The 17,170-nt window shown below is 64.7% G+C and carries 18 protein-coding genes; 8 read left to right on the forward strand and 10 right to left on the reverse strand.

The window, feature by feature from the left end; translation table 11 throughout:
* Positions 1 to 119: 119 nt before the first annotated feature.
* Together M9955_01730 and M9955_01735 are read right to left on the reverse strand one after the other, a co-directional pair.
* The gene (locus tag M9955_01730; protein MCO5080358.1) at positions 120 to 644 is read right to left on the reverse strand and encodes a hypothetical protein; all 525 of its coding nucleotides are present in this window, start codon (positions 642 to 644) and stop codon (positions 120 to 122) included.
* Positions 637 to 1,248: a CGNR zinc finger domain-containing protein gene (locus M9955_01735; protein MCO5080359.1), complete on the reverse strand. Its 612-nt coding sequence runs from the start codon at positions 1,246 to 1,248 to the stop codon at positions 637 to 639. Before M9955_01735 ends, M9955_01730 begins: the two co-directional genes overlap by 8 nt.
* An 86-nt stretch (positions 1,249 to 1,334) precedes the next feature.
* On the opposite strand from M9955_01735, the gene M9955_01740 reads away from it, so the two are divergent.
* The 3 genes from M9955_01740 to M9955_01750 all read left to right on the forward strand — a co-directional run bounded on the left by M9955_01740 (position 1,335) and on the right by M9955_01750 (position 4,741).
* Complete coding sequence (locus M9955_01740; protein ID MCO5080360.1) at positions 1,335 to 2,237, forward strand: branched-chain amino acid ABC transporter permease; 903 nt, start codon at positions 1,335 to 1,337, stop codon at positions 2,235 to 2,237.
* A gap of 132 nt (positions 2,238 to 2,369) precedes the next feature.
* A complete protein-coding gene (locus tag M9955_01745; GenBank protein MCO5080361.1) occupies positions 2,370 to 2,954 on the forward strand; it encodes a TRAP transporter small permease subunit in 585 nt (194 codons plus the stop codon).
* Positions 2,951 to 4,741: a TRAP transporter large permease subunit gene (locus tag M9955_01750; protein ID MCO5080362.1), complete on the forward strand. Its 1,791-nt coding sequence runs from the start codon at positions 2,951 to 2,953 to the stop codon at positions 4,739 to 4,741. Before M9955_01745 ends, M9955_01750 begins: the two co-directional genes overlap by 4 nt.
* Before the next feature lie 70 nt (positions 4,742 to 4,811).
* Here M9955_01750 and M9955_01755 read toward each other — a convergent pair whose 3' ends face one another.
* Entirely contained in the window at positions 4,812 to 5,918 is a 1,107-nt protein-coding gene (locus M9955_01755; GenBank protein ID MCO5080363.1) for a TRAP transporter substrate-binding protein, read from the reverse strand.
* 311 nt (positions 5,919 to 6,229) lie between these two features.
* Here M9955_01755 and M9955_01760 point away from each other — a divergent pair, with 311 nt between their 5' ends.
* Positions 6,230 to 7,003, forward strand: a complete 774-nt coding sequence (locus M9955_01760) for a gamma-glutamyl-gamma-aminobutyrate hydrolase family protein (GenBank protein ID MCO5080364.1) — start codon at positions 6,230 to 6,232, stop codon at positions 7,001 to 7,003.
* Between the two features lie 22 nt (positions 7,004 to 7,025).
* Here the strand turns inward: M9955_01760 and M9955_01765 are convergent, their stop codons facing one another.
* The 5 genes from M9955_01765 to M9955_01785 form a co-directional block, all read right to left on the reverse strand.
* Positions 7,026 to 8,003, reverse strand: coding sequence for a 2-hydroxyacid dehydrogenase (locus tag M9955_01765; GenBank protein MCO5080365.1), 978 nt, complete (start codon positions 8,001 to 8,003; stop codon positions 7,026 to 7,028).
* Between the two features lie 26 nt (positions 8,004 to 8,029).
* The gene (locus M9955_01770; protein MCO5080366.1) at positions 8,030 to 9,052 is read right to left on the reverse strand and encodes a LacI family transcriptional regulator; all 1,023 of its coding nucleotides are present in this window, start codon (positions 9,050 to 9,052) and stop codon (positions 8,030 to 8,032) included.
* A gap of 71 nt (positions 9,053 to 9,123) precedes the next feature.
* Entirely contained in the window at positions 9,124 to 10,056 is a 933-nt protein-coding gene (locus tag M9955_01775; GenBank protein ID MCO5080367.1) for a DMT family transporter, read from the reverse strand.
* Between the two features lie 86 nt (positions 10,057 to 10,142).
* Positions 10,143 to 10,610, reverse strand: coding sequence for a MarR family transcriptional regulator (locus tag M9955_01780; protein MCO5080368.1), 468 nt, complete (start codon positions 10,608 to 10,610; stop codon positions 10,143 to 10,145).
* A 226-nt stretch (positions 10,611 to 10,836) separates the two neighbouring features.
* Positions 10,837 to 12,000, reverse strand: coding sequence for a fumarylacetoacetate hydrolase family protein (locus M9955_01785; GenBank protein ID MCO5080369.1), 1,164 nt, complete (start codon positions 11,998 to 12,000; stop codon positions 10,837 to 10,839).
* A gap of 168 nt (positions 12,001 to 12,168) precedes the next feature.
* On the opposite strand from M9955_01785, the gene M9955_01790 reads away from it, so the two are divergent.
* On the forward strand, positions 12,169 to 13,227 hold the full coding sequence (locus tag M9955_01790) for a GTP-binding protein (protein ID MCO5080370.1): 1,059 nt from the start codon (positions 12,169 to 12,171) through the stop codon (positions 13,225 to 13,227).
* A gap of 32 nt (positions 13,228 to 13,259) precedes the next feature.
* Positions 13,260 to 14,234, forward strand: a complete 975-nt coding sequence (locus M9955_01795; GenBank protein MCO5080371.1) for a WD40 repeat domain-containing protein — start codon at positions 13,260 to 13,262, stop codon at positions 14,232 to 14,234.
* Here M9955_01795 and M9955_01800 read toward each other — a convergent pair.
* On the reverse strand, positions 14,231 to 14,698 hold the full coding sequence (locus M9955_01800) for a hypothetical protein (GenBank protein MCO5080372.1): 468 nt from the start codon (positions 14,696 to 14,698) through the stop codon (positions 14,231 to 14,233). The genes M9955_01795 and M9955_01800 overlap by 4 nt on opposite strands.
* A gap of 115 nt (positions 14,699 to 14,813) precedes the next feature.
* Between M9955_01800 and M9955_01805 the strand changes: the two genes are divergently transcribed.
* Entirely contained in the window at positions 14,814 to 15,203 is a 390-nt protein-coding gene (locus tag M9955_01805) for a MarR family transcriptional regulator (GenBank protein MCO5080373.1), read from the forward strand.
* Between the two features lies 1 nt (position 15,204).
* Here the strand turns inward: M9955_01805 and M9955_01810 are convergent, their stop codons facing one another.
* A complete protein-coding gene (locus tag M9955_01810; protein MCO5080374.1) occupies positions 15,205 to 15,657 on the reverse strand; it encodes a hypothetical protein in 453 nt (150 codons plus the stop codon).
* A 113-nt stretch (positions 15,658 to 15,770) separates the two neighbouring features.
* Between M9955_01810 and M9955_01815 the strand changes: the two genes are divergently transcribed.
* Positions 15,771 to 17,144: an aspartate aminotransferase family protein gene (locus M9955_01815; protein MCO5080375.1), complete on the forward strand. Its 1,374-nt coding sequence runs from the start codon at positions 15,771 to 15,773 to the stop codon at positions 17,142 to 17,144.
* Positions 17,145 to 17,170: the final 26 nt, after the last annotated feature.

Here is a 17,170-nt window from a genome sequence, read left to right on the forward strand (position 1 = left end):
GGCGGACCCTCTGCGGAAGCCGCGAGTCGAAACGGCCAACGTCGATAGCCAACCCTAGCGCCTAACTACAGCAATTGCACGTCAAACGCATTTGATAGTGCCGCCGGCCGACGGTGACGTCATGCCGGACATTCCACGCCATCGCCTTCCGGCAGCTTTCCATCGGGATGCTCCGCCAGATCCGGATTGAGTTCGTAGACCGGACCGATCACCAGCGGCCTGTCCGGCAGGATGCTCTGATCGAGGTTCGAGGTGATGGTCGTCTCCAGTTTCTGCAGCGCTTCACCCGCGCCGCTCCGCACGACGAGCGAAACCGCGTAGGGGCGGTCCTTGACGACGCATTCGAGCGGCGGGCTCTCTATCGTCACCTTGGCGAGATTCGGCCAGACCTTCTGTTCCACCACGATCGGCGCGCCGCCGGCCGGATTATCGAAGGTCGCGACGACCACCTGCCCCTGCTGCATCGGCTGCAGCGGCCGCAAGGTCACGACGTAGACGGCGGTCGCGAGGCGGTAGTTGAAGGAAAACAGCCTTCCGCTGATCTCGAAATAATCGCCGGGCCCGCCCGTATCGCGGCACCCGCAAAGAACCGCCGCAAGCAGCAAAAGCGGCGTCAGAACCTGCCTCGCCGGTCGTCTAGACATTGTCGCCTCCCCGTTCCAGCGCCCTATGGCGCATGTAGTGGCGCTTCGCCTTCTGCCGGTTGCCGCACACGGCCATGTCGCACCACACCCGGCTGGCATTGCGGCTGTTGTCGAGGAACAGCCAGGAACAGTTGGCGCAGATCCGGACGCGTCTCAGGCGGTCGGCGGTAAGCAGCGAAATCGCCGAAACGGCGAGCGCCGCCCCGAAGGCGATCGGCCTCGCCGGATCGCCGAACGGAGAGCCCGCACCCATCACCAGCTCTTCTCCGCCGTCCAGCCCGTCGGCGCAAGCCGCGAGCATTCCTGCCAGCCTGTCGCCATGCATCGCGCCAGCCGTCGCGAAACCCCGAAGCGCAGCATCCGTCGCCTCGCGCATGGCAAGCACCTTCCCGCGTATTGCCGTCGGATCGGCCGCAGACAATCGTCGCCCACAGAGTTCGGCGCTGCGGAAGAGGCTGGCGGCGTCCGCGAATCGCGCGATCTCCGCCGGATCGTCGAAACGGTCGAAGCGGCGCGCGGGATCGTTGCGCAGCACGACCGTATTCGTCGTGTCGAGCGCCAGCACGCCGCCCGTGAAGCGATGCGGTGTCCATTCGACGGCCATCGACTCACTCTAACTGGTAAAATGCATTTGACAAGTTAGAGATCGGGCGGCACGGTTCGCGACCGGTACGAAACCGCCGGACGGCGATGCTCTATTTCCTGCAACAGGTGCTGAACGGCCTGCACAACGGCGCGCTCTACGCGCTGCTGGCTTTCGGCTACGCGCTAACCAACGGCGTTCTGCATCGGACCAATCTCGCCTATGGCGCGATCTTCGCCTTTTGCGGGCAGGTGACGATCCTCGTCGCGGTGTTCGGCTGGTACGTGCTGTTCCTGACATTGCCGGCCACGGTGGCGCTCGGCGTATTTGCCGCGCTCGCCTATGCGGCGCTTGTCAGCGATGTCCTGGCACGCCGGGTGTTCGCGCCGCTGGCGGAACGATCTCCCAACACCATCGTGACGGCGACGCTCGGCGTGTCGATCGCGTTGATGGAACTCGTGCGCATCGCGGCCGAGACGAAGGATTTCTGGCTGCCGCCGATGCTCGCCACGCCGATCGTCTTTACGGGCGGCGACGGCTTTCGCGTCACGCTCACCGCGATCCAGCTCGTCAACTGCGCCGTCATCGCGCTGCTGATCGCCGTGGGCGGCGGCGTGCTCGGCGGTAGCCGCTACGGCAGGTTCTGGCGCGCGGTTTCCGACGATCCGGGCGCCGCGGCGCTTTCCGGCGTCGATGTCGGGCGCGTGTTCCGCGCCTCCGTGCTCGCCGGCTCGCTTGCCGCCGCGGCGGCCGGCATCCTCGCCGCGCTCTACTACGGCAACATCAGCTTCGGCACGGGCCTCGTCTTCGGGCTGAAGGTGCTGTTCGTGACGGCTGTGGGCGGCTATCGCTCCCCGGTCTGGGCGGCGCTCGGCGCCATGGCCTTCGGCATGACCGAAGCCTTGTGGTCCGGCTATTTTCCCCTGGAATGGCGGGACGCGTGGATCTTCGCGTTCCTCGTCACGATGCTGGTGCTGAAGCCCGAACAGGAAAACGTGGCCGGGAAGTAGCGCCGGCGGCGCCTGCCGCAGCGTAGTCCAGAAGTTGAGTTGACCTCGCCGCGGCCAGTGGTCATAGGCTTGCCGACCGCGATTGCCGAAAACAGGGGAACAGTGGCGATCCGCAGCGAACCGGGAGGAACCATGTCAGGGCTTCTCGCTCTTTCCAGAGCAATCGATCATATAAACGAATTTATCGGCAAATGGATTTCGTGGCTTATTCTGGTCTCGATCCTGGTCAGTGCCGGCAACGCAGTCATCCGCAAGGTGTTCAATGCCTCGTCCAACGCCTGGCTTGAGCTGCAATGGTATCTCTACGGCGCCGCCTTCCTGCTCGCCGCGGCATACACGCTGAAGCAGAACGAGCACATCAGGATCGACATCGTCTACGGCGCGTTCTCGCGGCGCAAGCAGCACTGGATCGACCTGTTCGGGCATGTCTTCTTCCTCATGCCCTTCGTCCTTCTGATGCTCTACTATTTCGTGCCATACTTCCTGCTTTCATTCCGTAGCGGGGAAATGTCCTCCAGCGCGGGCGGCCTCATCATCTGGCCGGCCAAGCTGATGCTGCTCATCGGCTTCTTCCTCCTCGCCATTCAGGGTGTCTCCGAGATCATCAAGAAAATCGCGATCATGCGCGGCGACATGGACGACCCGACCCCCTTCGTCTCGGCCCATCAGGCGGCTGAGGAAGAAGGCAAGGCGCTCGCAGAGGAGCTGCGCGCATGATCGAGTTCATCGCCGTGAACATGGCGCCGATCATGTTCGCCTCGCTCATCATCTTCCTGCTGCTGGGCTATCCCGTCGCCTTCTCGCTGGCCGCCAACGGCCTGCTCTTCTTCGTCATCGGCGTCGAGCTGGCGCCGCTGTCCAACGGCAACATCACGCTTTCCTGGCCGCTGCTCTACGCATTGCCCGAACGTTTCTACGGCGGCGTCATGGCGAACGAGACGCTGCTCGCCATTCCATTCTTCACCTTCATGGGCATCGTGCTCGAACGCTCCGGCATGGCGGAGGACCTGCTTGACACGATAGGACAGCTCTTCGGTCCGATCCGCGGTGGCCTCGCCTACGCGGTGATCCTCGTCGGCGCGCTGCTCGCGGCGACGACCGGCGTCGTCGCCGCCTCGGTGATCGCCATGGGCCTGATCTCGCTGCCCATCATGCTGCGCTATGGCTACGACCGCCGCATCGCCTCAGGCACGATCGCGGCCTCTGGAACGCTGGCGCAGATCATCCCGCCCTCGCTGGTGCTGATCGTGCTCGCCGACCAGCTCGGCCGCTCGGTCGGCGACATGTATCGCGGCGCGCTGATCCCCGGCCTCATCCTGACCGGTCTCTACATGAGCTACATCCTGTTCATGTCGATCGTGCGCCCGAAATCCATGCCGGCTTTGCCGCTGGAAGCGCGCACGCTCGGGCACGGAGTGACGTCGCTGCTGGTGGCGCTCGTCGCCGTCGTAGGCATCAGCTACATCGCCCACGTCCTGCTGTCGCCGACGCAGGGCGCGAATGCCGACATCCTCGGCGCGACGGTCGGCGTCATCGTGATCTACATCGCCGCGCTTGTCGACAAGACGATGGGTTTCGGCATGATGTCGCGCCTGGCGCAGCAGGTCATCATCGTGCTGATTCCGCCGCTGGCGCTGGTGTTCCTCGTGCTCGGCACCATCTTCCTCGGCATCGCCACGCCGACCGAAGGCGGCGCCATGGGCGCGGTGGGGGCGCTGATCCTCGCCGCGGCCAAGGGCAGGCTGAACCTCGACGTGGTGAAGCAGGCGCTGGCCTCGACCACCCGCCTCTCCTCCTTCGTCATGTTCATCCTCATCGGCGCGCGCGTATTCTCGCTGACCTTCTACGGCGTCAACGGACATCTGTGGGTGGAGCACCTGCTGACCTCGCTTCCGGGCGGGGAACTGGGCTTCCTGATCGTGGTGAACATACTGGTGTTCGTGCTGGCGTTCTTCCTCGATTTCTTCGAGCTCGCCTTCATCATCGTGCCGCTGCTGGCGCCCGCCGCCACCGCGCTCGGCATCGACCTGATCTGGTTCGGCGTGCTGCTCGGCGTCAACATGCAGACGAGCTTCATGCATCCGCCCTTCGGCTTCGCGTTGTTCTACCTGCGTTCGGTGGCCGCGCGCGTGCCCTATCTCGACCGCATCACCGGCAAGACGATCCAGCCGGTGACGACCGGCCAGATATACTGGGGCGCCGTGCCTTTCGTCGGCATCCAGTTGCTGATGGTGGCGCTTGTCATCGCCTTCCCGCAGATGGTGATGCATTACAAGGGCAAGGTGGTCGATCCGAGCGAGATCGAGATCATCCTGCCGCCGATCGGCGGTGGAGACCAGCCCGGCCTCGGACTGCCGCCCCTGGGCCAGCCTCCGGCGGACGGCTCGTCTCCGCCGGCCGGTGGCGGAGCGCCTGATCTCTCGCAGCCGCCCAGCTTCGGCAACTCCGCGCCGGCGCAACCCGCGCCGGCAAACGACCTGTCGAAGCCGCCGAGCTTCAACTAAACAGGGCGATAGAATCAAAAGCCCCGGGATGGCGACCATCCCGGGGCTTTCTTACTTGCTGACGAAACGTCTACAGCTTGCCGCCGCGCTGCTGGAGCATCATGAAGGTGTCGTAGTTGTATTCCGCGATCTGCATGTTGAGATAGTAGTCCTTCCGGAACCCTTTGATCGACTCCCAGATCGTCTTGAAGTCGGCATTATTGGCTTCCATCTCGGCATAGACCTCGTTCGCCTTGTCGAAGCAGGCCGCGAGGATTTCCTGGCTGAACGGCCGCAGCTGCGCGCCGCCGGCAACGAGCTGCTTGATCGCGGTCGGATTCAGGTAATCGTACTTCTGCAGCATGTTGGCGTCCGCCGCCTGCGACGCCGTCCTCAGCAGCGCCTGATAGGAAGCCGGCAGTTCGTCATACTTCGCCTTGTTGAACAGGAAGTGGACGGTCGGCCCGCCTTCCCACCAGCCAGGATAGTAGTAATACGGCGCGACCTTCTGGAAGCCGAGCTTCTCATCGTCATAGGGACCGACCCACTCGGCCGCGTCGATCGTGCCTTTCTCGAGCGCCGGGTAGATATCGCCGCCGGCAAGTTGCTGCGGCACCACGCCGAGGCGTTCGACGACCTTGCCGGCGAAGCCGCCGATGCGCATCTTCAGGCCGGAAAGGTCGGCGACCGTGTTGATCTCCTTGCGGAACCAGCCGCCCATCTGGACGCCGGTATTGCCGCCGGGCAGGCCGAACAGGCCCTGCTTGACGAGGAAGGTGTTGAACAGGTCGATGCCGCCGCCATGATAGTGCCAGGCGTTCATGCCGCGCGCGTTGAGCGCGAAGGGAACGGCCGATCCGAGCGCCCAGGTCGGGTCCTTGCCCCAGTAATAATAGGCGACGGTATGGCAGGCTTCGACCGTTCCGGCAGACGTCGCATCGGCCGCCTGCAGGCCCGGCACGATCTCGCCGGCCGCGAAAGGCTGGATCTGGAAATTGCCGTCCGTCGCCTCGGACAGCATCTTCGAGAGCACCTCAGCGCCGCCGTAGATCGTGTCCAGCGACTTCGGGAACGACGACGTCATGCGCCAGGTGATCTTCGGGTTGGATTGGGCGATGGCCGGAGCGGCCAGCGTGGTGGCTGCCACCGCGCCGACGCCGGTCGCACCCGCTTTCTTGAAGAATGAACGACGATCCATTGAACTCCTCCGGTAAGGATCAACCCATCGGCCGGCCGGAAGATCTCCCTCAAGGCCGGGATGAACCCCGAACAATACAGGGTAAGACCGCCCTGTCCAGCGCGGGAATCCATGAAATCGACCATTCCGCAGCGGCAGCACTGCCTATAAAATCATCATCTTAGACTATAGTCGCGCTTCGGCACTTCTTAGCGAGGCCGATTGCGCAGATGACAGTTGGAAATAAGGCGCGAACGACTTAGATTTGGGCATCCGGCGCGAGTGCGCCTCCATTCGTCAAGGCCAGCCGGCTCTTTCAAGGCAAGGTTCGCATGTCGCAGCCCATCGTCGCCGTTTCGACGGACACCAGGCATTTCGAGAATTACACCTGGCACGCCGCGCCTCAGCAATATCTCGAGGCGGCGATTACCGGCGCGGACGTGATCCCCCTTCTCGTTCCCTCCTTCGGCGACCGGCTCGACCTCGACGCCGTTCTCGACCGCGTCGACGGCGTCCTGCTCACCGGCTCGAAATCGAATGTCGATCCGGCGCTCTATGGCGGCGACGCCAGCGAAGCGAACGGCCCTTACGATACCGCGCGCGATTCGACCACGCTGCCGATGATCCGCAAGGCGATCGCGCGCGGCATCCCGCTGCTCGCCATCTGCCGCGGCATACAGGAACTCAACGTCGCGCTGGGCGGCACGCTGGCCACCGAGATACAGGAGCGTGACGGATCGATGGATCATCGCGCGCCCGTCAGCGACAATCAGGATGAGCGCTTCGCCATAAGACAGGTCGTGACCATCGCGCCGGGCAGTTGCCTCGCCGGCATTTTCGGCGCGGGCGACATCATGGTGAATTCCGTTCACCGGCAGGCTGTGGATAGGCTCGGGTCGCGGCTTCAGGTCGAGGCTCTCGCTCCCGACGGAACGGTCGAGGCGGTTTCCGTCAAGGACGCGCGCGGCTTCGCCGTCGGCGTCCAGTGGCATCCGGAATACTGGGTGAAGTCCGACAGCGAATCGCAGAAGATTTTCCGAGCCTTCGGCGAGGCGGCGCGCGCCTACGCCCGCACCCGAAACGCGCTGCCGCAGGCGGCCGAGTAGGACAGGGCCGGAGGGCGGCCCCTCAACGCGGCTTTACGCCGGCCGTCTCGGGAACCGGCGTGATCGCCTTGCCCTGGCTGAACCACGAAACCAGATTGTCGACGCTGAGGTCGGCCATGGCGCGGCGCGTATGCACCGAGGCCGAGCCGACATGCGGCAGCAGCGACGTGTTGGGCGCGTCAAGCAGCACCTGCGAAACGTTCGGCTCGTCGGCGAACACGTCCAGTCCCGCCGCCGCGATGGTGCCGTCGTTGAGCGCCTTCGCCAGCGCATCCTCGTCGACCGTGCTGCCCCGCCCGATATTGACGAACACGCCGTCCGGTCCGAGCGCTGCCAGAATCTCCGCATTCACCGCCTTGGCGGTCGACGGCGTGCCCGGCGCCACCGAGACCAGCGTGTCGACCGATTCGGCCAAGCCCTTCAGCGTCGGGTGATATCTGTAGGATACGCCCTCGGCCGGCCGGCGGTTGTGATACTCGACGGTGAGACCGGACGCCTCCAGACGGCGTGCGATCGCAAGGCCGATGCGGCCCATGCCGAAAATGCCGGCGCGGCGCCCGCGCAAGGTGAGCCGCGTCAGCGGAAACGGCCCCTCGGAAGCCCATTTGCCGGCGCGCAGCCAGTTTTCCGCCGCCCTCAGTTCGCGGACGGTGTTGAGAAGCAGGCCCATGGCCGTGTCCGCCACCTCCTCGGTCAGCACATCCGGCGTGTTGGTGACCATCACGTCCCTGGTCGCGGCATGCCTCGCGTCGACGGAATCGTAGCCCACGCCGTAATTCGCGATGATCTCCAGATTCGGCAGCGCGTCGATGAGCGCGGACGTGACGGGCGTGACCATCGCCGACAGGCCACGCACCTTCCCGGCCATTTCGGGAGTGACATGGGCCGCCGACCCGTCCGGTATGCGAACGATCGAGAACTCGGCCTCTATGCGCTTCAGCGCGTGCAGATTGAGGGCGCCGGGCACGAGAATTGCGATCGGCTTGGTGCTGGCGGTCATTGTCGGTCTCGCAGTCGGGGAAGATTCTACGTGCGCTCGACCGGACGTCCGGTCGACTGGCGGATATGAAGTTCCGGGCGAATCAGTTCCAGCGTCGTCTTGACGGCGGCGCCGTTGAGGCGGTCGAGAAGCACGCGGGCGGCGCGGCGGCCCACCTCGCGCTGGCCGTTCCAGACGGTGGTCAGCGCCGGCGTCGCGATGGCCGCCTCCTCGAGATCGTCATAGCCGGTGACGGAAATGTCGACGCCCGGCCGCAGGCCGGCGCGCGCGATGCCGTTCATCAGGCCGATGGCGACGAGATCGTTCCAGCAGACGGCCGCGGTCGGCTTGTCCTTCAGCGCCAGGAACTGGCTGGCGATCTCGAAGCCGGCCTGCTTGTTGCGCGGTCCCGGCAGGCGCCAGCCGGATCGCAGTTCCAGTCCCGCGGCCTCCATGGCGTTGACGTAGCCCTGATAACGGTCGCGGCCGGTGGAGGTCTGGTCGGTGCCGCCGATCATGACGATGCGCCGATGGCCGAGCGAGATCAGATGGTTGGTGGCGAGCGCGATGCCGTAGGCATCGTCGCCGCGAAAGGCCGGCACGTCGGCGCCGTCCACGGAACGCGCCACCAGCACGGCCGGAAGGCCGTTATGCTCGGCCACCATGATGTCCTCCGGCGGCGTGCCGATGGCGGGCGACATGATGACGCCGTCGGCGCCGAGCTGGAGCAGCGTGTCGATGAAATTGCGTTGCTTTTCGAGATCGTCGTAGTGGTTGGACAGGATGAAGGTCTGCCGGCCGCGATCGAGCTCCATCTCGATCGAGCGCAGGATCTCGGCATAGAAGGGGTTCATGATGTCGTGCACCACGACGCCGACGATTCCCGAGCGCGATGTGCGCAGGCTCGCGGCGCGGCGATTGTAGATATAGCCGATGGCGCGCGCATGTTCCTTGATGCGATCGCGCGTCGCCTCCGCCACCAGCGGACTGTCGCGCAGCGCGAGCGACACCGTTGCTGTGGAAACGCCGAGCGCATCCGCAATCGTGGAAAGCTTGATCTTCTGGGCCAGCCCCGCCTCCCCGTGGCGTAGAACTTTTTAAACTGTTTAAATGCGCTCTATGCCATCGGAAATCATACAATTCAAAGCTTTTTTGCCAGCTCGCTGTCTTCGGCGCTGGGCGTGGACCGGTCGCGCAGTCTGAGCCTGTGCTCGCGGTGCACGATGTAGAGCCCGCTGAGGACGATGATCGCGGCGCCGACAAGCGTCCATCCGTCCGGCAACTGCCCGAAAACCAGATATCCGGAGATCATCATCCAGACCATCTGGAGATAGGGATAGGGCGCGAGCGCCGTCGCCGAAGCCTGCCGGTAGGCTTGGATCAGCAGCCAGTGTCCGAAACCGCCGAAGAAGCCGAGGCTGAGCAGCAGAAGCCATGCGACCGCCGTCGGCGGCGCCGAGGCGGTGAACGGAACGGCCGGCGCCATCAGCACGGCAGGCGCCAGCGCCGAATAGAAGATCAGGCTCGGCGGGTTCTCGGTGGCGCTCATTCGCCGCGTCATGATGACGTAGAAGCAGTAGCTCAGCGTCGCGCTGAGCGCATAGACATGCCCGATCGAGAAGGCGTGGAAGCCCGGGCGCGTGATCACCAGCACGCCGGCGAAGCCGACCAGCACGGCCATCCAGCGGCGCCACCCTGCCCATTCGCCGAGCAGCGGCCCGGCCAGCGCCGTGATCACCATGGGCGCGAAGAAAAAGATCGACGTCGTTTCCGCAAGTTGCAATGTCCGCAACGCGGCGAAATTGAACACGGTCGAGCCGAAGAGGAAAACGCCCCGCAATATCTGTTGCGGCAGCGAATTGAACCGGAACATCGCCGTGTGATGCCAGCTCCGGAACAGGATCAGGACCAGCAGGAGATGCGAAAAGAACCGCACCCACGCGATGAAGGGCGCCGACATGCCGGAAAGCACGAGATACTTCGCCCCGGTGTCGAGACCGGTGAAGAGTATGCCTGTCGCGAAAACGAGCAGGATCGCCGAAAGTGGCGTGGCTCTATCGTCGGATGCGCTCAAGGGATGGGAATCTTCGCAGCGGCGGTCGCCCGCTCTTTAACGCGTTCGAAGCAGGCCGCAACCCCAAAAGCCATAGGGAAGACGAATCACTCGTCCGCCTCGTCGTCCTCGAGCTCGGCCACGGCGTTGGCTGAAAGATTGCTCTCGACGCGGGCGAGCAGCTTGGCGAGCGTTTTCTGCTCCTTCTTGTCCATGCCCTTGAACGCCTGCTTTTCGGTCTTGCGCACGGACTTCTCGATCGCCCGGATGGCTTCCCGTCCCCGTTCTGTCAGGAAGATATGCGCCTGCCGCGCGTCCTCTTCCGAAGCGCGCTTGTCCAGCACGCCCTGCGCCTGAAGGCGATTGATGGTCTTGGTGATCGTCGGCGGACGCACACCGAGCTTGCCGGCGAGCTGGCCCGGCGTCTGTCCGTCGAGCTGCGAAAGGGCCAGCATGATCTGGTCCTGCCCGGCATAGAAGCCGTGGTCGAGCAGACGCGCGGCGAGCGCCGTTCGCGCGAGGCGCGTCGCCGACTGCAGTCGCGCCATGGTTGCGCTTCGATCCGACTTTGCCATTCGACGCCCCTCTCGAACTGCGACGCGGGACCCGGTGCCTCCGCTTCATCCGCAACGACGCCGTCTGGCCGGAACGTTGCCGGCAATGGACAGGATCGCGCCCGGCTAATCGCACGCGATCATAACAGCTGAATGACAGCCGGCTGTGCAAATACAGCAGATATCGTCAGACTGCGACAAGGTGCGCGGAACCGCCGAAGCCGATCCCACGGAATTGCGCCTGACCTCAGGCAAGCAATCCGCGCTTCGCCAGATTCTCCATCAGCGCGCGCGTGCCGAAGGTCCAGGGGTCGATGGCGTCGCAGCGGTCGACGATGTTCACCAGCGCGCCCAGCTTCGGCGAGGATATGGTGACGCGGTCGCCGGCATCGTGAGTGAACCCCTGCCCAGCCGCCTTGCGGTCCTTCACCGGCGCGAACATCGTTCCCAGGAACAGCATGAACCCGTCCGGATATTGATGGTTCTTGCCGATCGTCTGGCCGACGATGTCGGCCGGCGGCCGGGAGATCGCGCTCATCAGGCTCTCGCCGGCGAGTTCGAAGCCGTCCGCGCCGAGAATGTTCAACGAGATCGCGGCGCTCTCCACATCGGAAAGCGCAAAGGTGTCGTCGAAAAGGCGGATGAACGGGCCGATCGCGCAGGCGCCGTTGTTGTCCTTCGCCTTGCCGAGCAGAAGGGCGGAGCGGCCTTCCACGTCGCGCAGGTTGACGTCGTTGCCGAGCGTCGCGCCCCTGATCTCGCCCCGCGAATTGACGGCCAGCACAACCTCCGGCTCCGGATTGTTCCAGCTCGATATGGGATTGACGCCGACCTTGGCGCCGCAGCCTACCGAGGACATGGGCTGCGCCTTGGTGAAGACCTCGGCGTCCGGGCCGATGCCCACTTCGAGATATTGCGACCAGAGCCCGCGCTCCTGAAGCAGCGCCTTGACCTTCGCCGCCTTTTCGGAGCCCGGCTGCACGCCGCGCAGGCTCTCGCCGACAACCGGCGCGAGCTCGCGGCGGATGGCCTCGGCGCGCTCGGGCTCGCCCTTGGCGCGCTCCTCGATGACGCGTTCGAGCATTGAGCCGGCGAAGGTGACGCCGGCGGCCTTGACGGCTTGCAGGTCGCAGGGGGCGAGCAACTGCCCGGCAGGCCCCTTGTCGAAGCCGTTACTCAGGAAATCGTCCAGCCTGCCGATTGAAGGCGATGCCGCAGCGGCAATCTCCTGCGTGGGCCGTTCGAGCAGACCCGACATGGTGGGCGAAAGCGCGGAAAGGTCGCGCAACACCTCGCCGTCGACGAGCACCGGGCAAGGACCGCCGCGCTCATTCGGCCAGACACGGCCGACGAGCAGCCCCGGCCCGTCCGTGGGCAGAATGTCCTTTGCGGCAAGATTGAGTTCCGACACGCTATCCCTCCCGGCGTTCTATCAGGCGTCACCGGGATAGCGGGTGGCGGCCGGCTTCTCAAGGGCGGCGGTTGAATCGGAAAGACGGAGCCGGGTCCTGCAAGACCCCGTGCAATCCGCTTCGCCACCGCCTATATGGAGGCGACTTTCCAATCTGAGACCGGAATCATGGCCGACGCATCCGTCCATCAAATCCCCGTAACCGTCCTGACCGGCTACCTCGGCGCGGGCAAGACCACGTTGCTCAACCGCATCCTCTCCGAGAACCACGGCAAGCGCTACGCCGTGATCGTCAACGAATTCGGCGAGATCGGCATCGACAACGATCTGATCGTGGAATCCGACGAAGAGATCTACGAGATGAACAATGGCTGCGTCTGCTGCACGGTGCGCGGCGACCTGATCCGCGTCGTGGAAGGGCTGATGCGCCGTCCGGGCCGCTTCGATGCGATCGTGGTGGAGACGACCGGTCTCGCCGACCCGGTGCCCGTGGCGCAGACTTTCTTCATGGATGAGGACGTGCGCTCAAAGACCAGACTCGACGCCGTGGTGGCGCTGGTCGACGCCAAGCATTTGCCGCTCAGATTGAAGGACTCCAAAGAAGCAGAGGACCAGATCGCCTTCGCCGACGTCGTCGTGCTCAACAAGACCGACCTTGTCACGCCGGAGGAATTGGCCAGGGTGGAAGCGACCGTCCGCGCCATCAACCCGACCGCGAAAATCCATCGCACCGAACGGTCTGGCGTGAACCTCGCCGAAGTTCTCGACCGCGGCGCCTTCGACCTCTCGCGCGCTCTGGAGAACGACCCGCATTTCCTCGAGGCCGACGATCACGACCATGATCATGTCTGCGGTCCCGACTGCGACCACGATCACCACCATCATGACCATCACCACCACGCCCATGGCGGCGCGTCGGAAATCCATGACGTGACGGTGAAGTCGATCTCGCTGCGCGGCGGCGAGATGGACCCGAAGCGCTTCTTCCCGTGGATCGAGAAGGTGACGCAGTCGCAGGGTCCGAACATCCTGCGGCTGAAGGGGATCATCGCCATCAAGGACGATCCCGACCGCTATGTGCTGCAAGGCGTCCACATGATCATCGAGGGCGATCACCAGCGGCCGTGGAAGGATGGCGAGAAGCACGAGAGCCGGCTCGTCTTCATCGGCCGCGGTCTGGACGAAGCCGTTCTTCGCCGGAGCTTCGAGGCATGCCAAGCGGCTTGACCGCCAAAGCCGGCGGGGATAGCAGCGGCACCATGCCCACTGTCGCCCCTCTCGATCTTGACGGACATTGCCTCGCCGCGGGCTTTCTCGGCGAGGTGCCATTCTTCTGCCTCGCCGACGGCTCTATCCACCGGCTCGACCACGGCCACAAGCACGAAGCGGTCCATGACGGCCTGCTTTGCGCAGAGTTCGATGCGGTCGGCCGGCGTCTGATCACAGGCGGCGAGGACGGCAAGGTCGTTGCGACGAAACCGGGCGGATCGTTCGAAACGCTGGCCGAAGCCGGGAAGAAATGGGTGACGAGCGTCGCCGCGGGTCCGCAAGAAGCCGTCGCCTGGGCGGTCGGGCGATCGGCGTTCTGCCGTCTGCCGGACGGCAAGGTGAAGGAGTTTTCGCATCCGCGCTCGGTCGAAGGGCTCGCCTTTTCGCCCAAGGGCATGCGCTTCGCCGTCGCCCGCTACAATGGCGCGACGCTGCACTTTCCCGCCACCGACGGCAAGCCGACGGAGCTGGAATGGGCCGGAGCCCATACCGGCGTCACCTTCTCACCGGACGGCGCCTTCCTCGTCACAACCATGCAGGAGAATGCGCTGCACGGCTGGAAGCTCACCGACGGCAAGCACATGCGCATGGCGGGCTATCCGGCAAAGGTGAAAAGCCTGTCATGGAGCGTCAAGGGCCGTTGGCTGGCGAGTTCCGGCGCACCGGCGGCCATCGTCTGGCCCTTCACCGGAAAGGACGGCCCCATGGGCAAGGCGCCGCTGGAACTCGGCACGCGCGGCAATGTGATGGTGACGTCGGTCGCCTGCCATCCGACCGAGGAGGTCGTCGCCATCGGCTATACGGACGGCATGGTGCTGGCCGCCCGCTTCACGGACCAGAAGGAAGTGCTGCTGCGTCGTCCCGGCAAGGGAGCCGTCACCGCGATGACCTGGGACGCCGAGGGCCGCCGCGTCGCCTTCGGCAGCGAGGCTGGCGACTGCGGCGTCATCGACGTGGCCGGCTAGCCGGTCGCCTTCCCGGCAGCGGCGGAAGCCCGCGAAGACGGGCGGCGAAGCGCGAAACCGTCGCGCATGTTCAGCGACAGAAGCGCGATATTGACCGCTCCGGCAATCAATTCGAGCGCCTGAACGACAAAGAACGACGCATCGAACTGGCCGGCGTCGGCCCTGCCTGCAAGAAAGATCGCGGACGGCACGAGAACGACGAGGCCGTTTGCAGCGACGATCTTCATGCGCCGCTTCTTCCGGTCGACCACCGGGCTGCGCCACCGGCCGCCGAGGGAAAACCCGGTCCCGCCGGCAATGGCCATCGACGGCACCAGGAGCAGCATGCCGGCCAGAATGGCATTCTTCGCAATGGCGATCGCCGACGCGTCTCCGAAAAGCTCGGTCAGCACAGTGGCCGTCCAGAAGGCGCAGATCGTCAGCAGCGCCAGCGCGCCACTGAAAGCATGAATCCTGAGTTTCATGACAAATCCCCAGTTAGATAGCATGCTATATACTATTGCATAGCAAGCTATTCAACTGCTATTTGCGGCCATGTCATTCGATAGAACGCGCTCCGCCGGCTTCCTGGCGAATCAAATGGCCAGACTTTTCGCCAAAGGTCTTCAGCGGAACATCAGGCAATTCGGACTGGCGCCGGCCCAGTTCATGACCCTGCTCGCGCTTTGGGAAGAAGACGGGCTGACCCAACGTGAGCTCAGCGAGCGTCTCGATGTCGAGCAGGCGACGATGGCGAATACGCTCACAAGGATGGAACGGGACGGATTGATCGAGCGGCGGACGCTGCCGGAGGATGGGCGGTCGCAGTCGATCCATCTCACCCGCAAGGCGATCGGCCTCCAGGAGGCGGCGACGGATGCGGCGAAATCCGTCAACGCGACGGCGCTCGGCAATTTGACTAAGGAAGAGCGCACGCTCTTCCTCGATCTCGCCTCCAGGATCATCAGCGCCCTTAAAGAACGCTATTAGCTCACTCGACGAAGCAGCCGACCTTGCCCTTGAACTTCGCCTGTTTCGCTTGAACGTTGTCGCCCACCGTATCGTAGACAATCAGTTCGTACGTTCCGGCATATTCGTTCTCGTCGCCCTTCGCCTTGGTGTAGAGCACCAGCTCGACATAGCCGTGCGGCTTGCTGCCCTCCCGCTCGCGGTAGAGGTCGAGGCGAAGCTCCTTGCCGTCAAGCCAGTACTGCGCGACGTGGTCCATCTTGAAAGCAGTCTTGCGCAGATCGGCCGCGACTCCCTTGTCCCTGATCTCGACCTTGCCGTCGAAGGAGAAGATGGGGCTGCCCATGCCTCGCGTGATGCCGGCATTGAGCTCGAATGCCACCTTCTTGTCCTTGGCGGTGCAGCCCAGCCCTCCGGACGCGGCGGCAGGCACGATGCTTGACAGAATGGCGATGGCGGCGATCTTGGCGCGCATTTGGTTCCCTCATGAAAACGCTGTTGGCGGCGCTCTCGCATGAGGTTGTATCGATAGTGTGTCTGCCGATTGCAGACAACGTGGCGGGTTCGTTACAATTGTGTGAGGGAAACATGAGTGCAGCCGGCGTCGGGCATAACAGCGTCATCGAAGGCAAGGCCGGGATGCTGCGTCAACGGGAGGCTGAGGTCTTCCGTCGGGCGCGGCCGAAATCGAGGGCCGCGATCGGCAAAGGCGCCGCCGGTTATCTCGGCGGCGTGCCGATGCACTGGATGAGCGACTGGCCGACGCCCTTCCCCATCGTCGTGGAAAGCGCAAGCGGCGCGACGATCGTCGACATCGACGGCAACCGGCTGGACGATTTCTGCCTCGGCGACACCGGCTCGATGTTCGGCCACTCGCCTGCCCCGGTGGCGCGCGCGCTCCGCAGGCAGGCAGGGCGCGGCCTCACCTACATGCTGCCTTCCGAGGATGCGCTGGCAGTCGGAAAGCTGCTGACGGCGACATTCGGCCTGCCTTACTGGCAGATCGCGACGACGGCGACCGACGCCAACCGCTTCGCGCTCCGGGTTGCCCGCGCCGTGACCGGACGGGCAAAGATCCTCGTCTTCAACGGCTGCTATCACGGCGCGGTGGACGAGACGATGGTGCGGCTGGCGGATGGCAGGCCCGTCAACCGGCCCGGATTGGCCGGAGAGTTCCGCGATCTGACGCGGGACACGAGGATCGTGGAGTTCAACGACCTGCCGGCGCTGGAAAAGGCGCTCGCCCCCGGCGACGTCGCCTGCGTCATGACCGAGCCGGTATTGACGAACTGCTGCATGGTGCTGCCGGCCCCGGGCTTCCACTACGGCTTGCGCAGGCTAACGCGCGACGCAGGCACGCTGCTTTTGATCGACGAGACGCATACGGTCTCGACCGCGGTCGGCGGCTACACGGCGAAGCATGGCCTGGCGCCCGACCTTTTCGTCCTTGGCAAACCGGTGGCGGGCGGCGTGCCGGCGTCGATCTGGGGCATGAGCGCCGCTGTCGCCGATCGCTGGGAAGCCTACAATCGCACGAAAGAACCCGGCTATTCCGGCATGGGCACGACGCTTTCGGCCAACCCGCTGCAATTCGCGACGATGCGCGCGACGCTGGAAGAGGTGATGACCGAAGCAAACTACGCGCATATGGAGCGGCTGGCGGCCCGACTGGAATCCGGCCTGCGCGACGCCATCGAAAACGCCGGCCTGCCATGGCACGTCGTGCGGGTCGGCGCACGCGTCGAGTTCATCTGCGCGCCCGGGCCGCTCAGGAACGGCGGCGAGGCGGAGTACGCGCACCAGCCTGCGCTGGAGGCAGCGATTCATGTCGCGCTGGTCAATCGTGGCGTGCTGATCGCGCCCTTCCACAACATGATGCTTGTCTCGCCCGCGACGACGGCGCGTCAGGTCGACCGGCTGGTCGCCGCCTTCGCCGGTGTTGCGGGCGAACTCGCGTCATGAGAGAAGCGCCGCAGGCAGGACTGGAC

This window comes from Rhizobiaceae bacterium (assembly GCA_023953845.1).
In the GTDB taxonomy this organism is placed as follows: Bacteria; Pseudomonadota; Alphaproteobacteria; order Rhizobiales; family Rhizobiaceae; genus Arvimicrobium.